The sequence below is a fragment of the Leisingera daeponensis genome (genome assembly GCF_019801465.1).
Taxonomy (GTDB): domain Bacteria; phylum Pseudomonadota; class Alphaproteobacteria; order Rhodobacterales; family Rhodobacteraceae; genus Leisingera; species Leisingera daeponensis_A.
This window is the reverse complement of record NZ_JAHVJA010000035.1, coordinates 1-3,149: the sequence shown is the minus strand read 5'-3', so window position 1 is coordinate 3,149 and position 3,149 is coordinate 1. Positions and strand designations below refer to the sequence as shown.

The following is a 3,149-nucleotide window of genomic DNA, read 5'->3' as shown; positions in this document are numbered from 1 at the left end:
GCCATGAGCTACAAGAGTGACATCGAGATTGCGCGTGAGGCGCAGAAGAAGCCGATCCAGGAGATTGGCGCGAAGATCGGGATTTCGGACAGCGACCTGCTGCCCTACGGCCATGACAAGGCGAAGGTGAGCCAGGCGTTCATCGATTCGGTGCAGTCGAAGCAGGACGGCAAGCTGATCCTGGTGACCGCGATCAACCCGACGCCGGCGGGCGAAGGCAAGACCACCACCACCGTGGGCCTGGGCGACGGCCTGAACCGGATCGGCAAGAACGCGATGATCTGCATCCGCGAAGCCTCGCTGGGGCCGAACTTCGGCATGAAGGGCGGCGCTGCAGGCGGCGGCTATGCCCAGGTGGTGCCGATGGAGGAGATGAACCTCCACTTCACCGGCGACTTCCACGCCATCACCTCGGCGCACTCGCTGCTCAGCGCGATGATCGACAACCACATCTACTGGGGCAACGAGCAGGACATCGACACCCGCCGCGTCGCCTGGCGCCGGGTGGTCGACATGAACGACCGCGCCCTGCGCACCATCACCGCGTCTCTGGGCGGCGTCTCCAACGGCTTCCCGCGCGAAGCCGGCTTTGACATCACGGTGGCCTCGGAAGTGATGGCGATCCTGTGCCTGGCGAACGACCTGAAGGACCTGGAAAAGCGCCTCGGCGACATCATCGTGGCCTACCGCCGCGACAAGACCCCGGTCTACTGCCGCGACATCAAGGCCGAAGGCGCGATGACGGTGCTGCTGAAGGACGCGATGCAGCCGAACCTGGTGCAGACGCTGGAAAACAACCCGGCCTTCGTGCACGGCGGCCCGTTCGCCAACATCGCGCACGGCTGCAACTCGGTGATCGCCACCAAGACCGCGCTGAAGGTTGCCGACTACGTGGTGACCGAGGCGGGCTTCGGCGCCGACCTGGGCGCCGAGAAGTTCATGAACATCAAGTGCCGCAAGGCGGGCATCTCGCCGTCGGCGGTGGTGGTCGTGGCCACTGTGCGCGCGATGAAGATGAACGGCGGCATCGCCAAGGCGGACCTGGGCGCGGAAAACGTCGAGGCGGTCAAGAAGGGCTGCGCCAACCTCGGCCGCCACATCGAGAACGTCAAATCCTTCGGCGTGCCGGTTGTGGTTGCGATCAACCACTTCGTGACCGACACCGATGCCGAAGTGCAGGCGGTGAAGGACTACTGCGGCACCCACGGCGTCGAGGCGGTGCTGTCGCGCCACTGGGAGCTGGGCTCCGAGGGCTCGGCCGATCTGGCGCAGAAGGTGGTTGAGCTGGCCGACTCCGGCCAGGCGAACTTCTCGCCGATCTACCCGGACGACATGCCGCTGTTCGAGAAGATCGAGACCATCGCCAAGCGCATCTACCGCGCCGACGAGGTGCTGGCCGATCAGAAGATCCGCAACCAGCTGAAGGAATGGGAAGAAGCGGGCTACGGCAACCTGCCGGTCTGCATGGCCAAGACCCAGTACTCCTTCACCACCGACCCGAACCGCCGCGGCGCGCCCGTGGGCCACTCGGTGCCGGTGCGCGAAGTGCGCCTGTCGGCCGGGGCCGGCTTCATCGTCGCGGTCTGCGGCGAGATCATGACCATGCCGGGCCTGCCGCGCACCCCTGCGGCGGAAACCATCCGCCTGAATGCGGACGGCCAGATCGAAGGCTTGTTCTAAGACGCGATATGCGGCACTCAGCGGCCCGGGGATATCCCGGGCCGCAAGAGTTTCAAGCGCCCTCCGGACAGCGGGAACCGGTTTCCGGAGGGCGCGACCGCAAAGAAAGGTCAGAGCCTCATATGGCCCGATGCATTGAAAGCCGAGGCTCTGACACATGACCAAGCTGACACCGCCGCAAGATTGCTCCTCGATGGAGGAGGTGCGGGCCCAGATCGACCGGATGGACCGGGAGCTGGTGCGGATGCTGGCCGCCCGGGCGGGCTATATCGACCGGGCGATTGCGCTGAAGCAGCTCAACGGCTGGCCTGCGCGGATCCCGGAGCGGGTCGAGGAAGTGGTCATGAACGCCCGCGCCGCGGCGGAAGGGGAGGGGCTGGACCCCGATCTGATCGAAAGCCTGTGGCGGCAGCTGGTGGAGTGGTCGATTGCCCGCGAGGCGCGGGTGATCCGGGAAGAATAGAGCGGGCCTCCGGGACTGATCCGGGCCCGCGGCAGAAAGGAAGAGAGCAATGGCAGCAACTCTGATTGACGGCAAGGCCTTCGCGGCCAAGGTGCGCGGCCAGGTGGCGGAACACGTCGCCCGGCTGAAGGAAGAGCACGGCATCACCCCCGGCCTGGCGGTGGTGCTGGTGGGCGAGGACCCGGCCTCCCAGGTCTATGTCCGCTCCAAGGGCAAGAGCACCGTCGAAGTGGGCATGAACTCCTATGAGCACAAGCTGGACGCGGAGACCTCCGAGGCGGACCTGCTGGCGCTGATCGGCAAGCTGAACAGCGACCCGGCGGTCAACGGCATCCTGGTGCAGCTGCCGCTGCCGAAGCACATGAACGAAGAGCTGGTGATCAACTCGATCGCGCCGGAGAAGGACGTGGACGGCTTCCACATCTCCAACGTCGGCCTGCTGGGCACCGGCCAGAAATCGATGGTGCCCTGCACGCCGCTGGGCTGCCTGATGATGCTGCGCGACCACCACGGGAGCCTCTCGGGCATGGACGCGGTGGTGATCGGCCGCTCCAACATCGTCGGCAAGCCGATGGCGCAGCTTCTCCTGGGCGACAGCTGCACCGTGACGATCGCGCATTCGCGCACCAAGGACCTGCCCGAAGTGGTGCGCCGCGCCGACATCGTGGTGGCCGCCGTCGGCCGTCCGGAAATGGTGCCGGGCGACTGGATCAAGGAAGGCGCGACGGTGATTGACGTCGGCATCAACCGCATCGAGCGCGGCGGCAAGAACGTGCTGGTGGGCGACGTCGACTTCGCCTCCGCCGCCGAGCGCGCCGGCGCCATCACCCCGGTGCCGGGCGGCGTCGGCCCGATGACCATCGCCTGCCTCTTGGCCAACACGGTGACCGCCGCCTGCCGCGCCCACAACCTGGCCGAGCCGGAAGGCCTCACCGCCTAAGCCGCGCCGCAGAACAGCAACGGTTAACTTTGACACTCCCGCCGGACCGCCTCCGGCGGGAGTATT

At 66.6% G+C, this 3,149-nt stretch carries 3 protein-coding genes; all 3 read left to right on the top strand.

Annotated elements, in window-relative coordinates:
- Nucleotides 1-3 precede the first annotated feature (3 nt).
- The 3 genes from KUV26_RS23400 (at nucleotide 4) to folD (ending at nucleotide 3,083) form a co-directional block, all read left to right on the top strand.
- Nucleotides 4-1,680 (top strand): formate--tetrahydrofolate ligase, encoded by a 1,677-nt coding sequence (locus KUV26_RS23400; RefSeq protein WP_222510261.1) that lies wholly within the window; start codon nucleotides 4-6, stop codon nucleotides 1,678-1,680.
- Nucleotides 1,681-1,837: 157 nt separating this feature from the next.
- Complete coding sequence (locus KUV26_RS23395; protein WP_222510260.1) at nucleotides 1,838-2,143, top strand: chorismate mutase; 306 nt, start codon at nucleotides 1,838-1,840, stop codon at nucleotides 2,141-2,143.
- 49 nt (nucleotides 2,144-2,192) lie between these two features.
- A complete protein-coding gene (gene folD / locus KUV26_RS23390) occupies nucleotides 2,193-3,083 on the top strand; it encodes a bifunctional methylenetetrahydrofolate dehydrogenase/methenyltetrahydrofolate cyclohydrolase FolD (RefSeq protein WP_222506866.1) in 891 nt (296 codons plus the stop codon).
- Nucleotides 3,084-3,149: the final 66 nt, after the last annotated feature.

Bases quoted from the DNA above. Each gene is read 5' to 3' on its own strand.
- KUV26_RS23400 (WP_222510261.1), top strand. From the start codon at position 4: ATGAGCTACAAGAGTGACATCGAGATTGCGCGTGAGGCGCAGAAGAAG.
- KUV26_RS23395 (WP_222510260.1), top strand. From the start codon at position 1,838: ATGACCAAGCTGACACCGCCGCAAGATTGCTCCTCGATGGAGGAGGTG.
- folD (WP_222506866.1), top strand. From the start codon at position 2,193: ATGGCAGCAACTCTGATTGACGGCAAGGCCTTCGCGGCCAAGGTGCGC.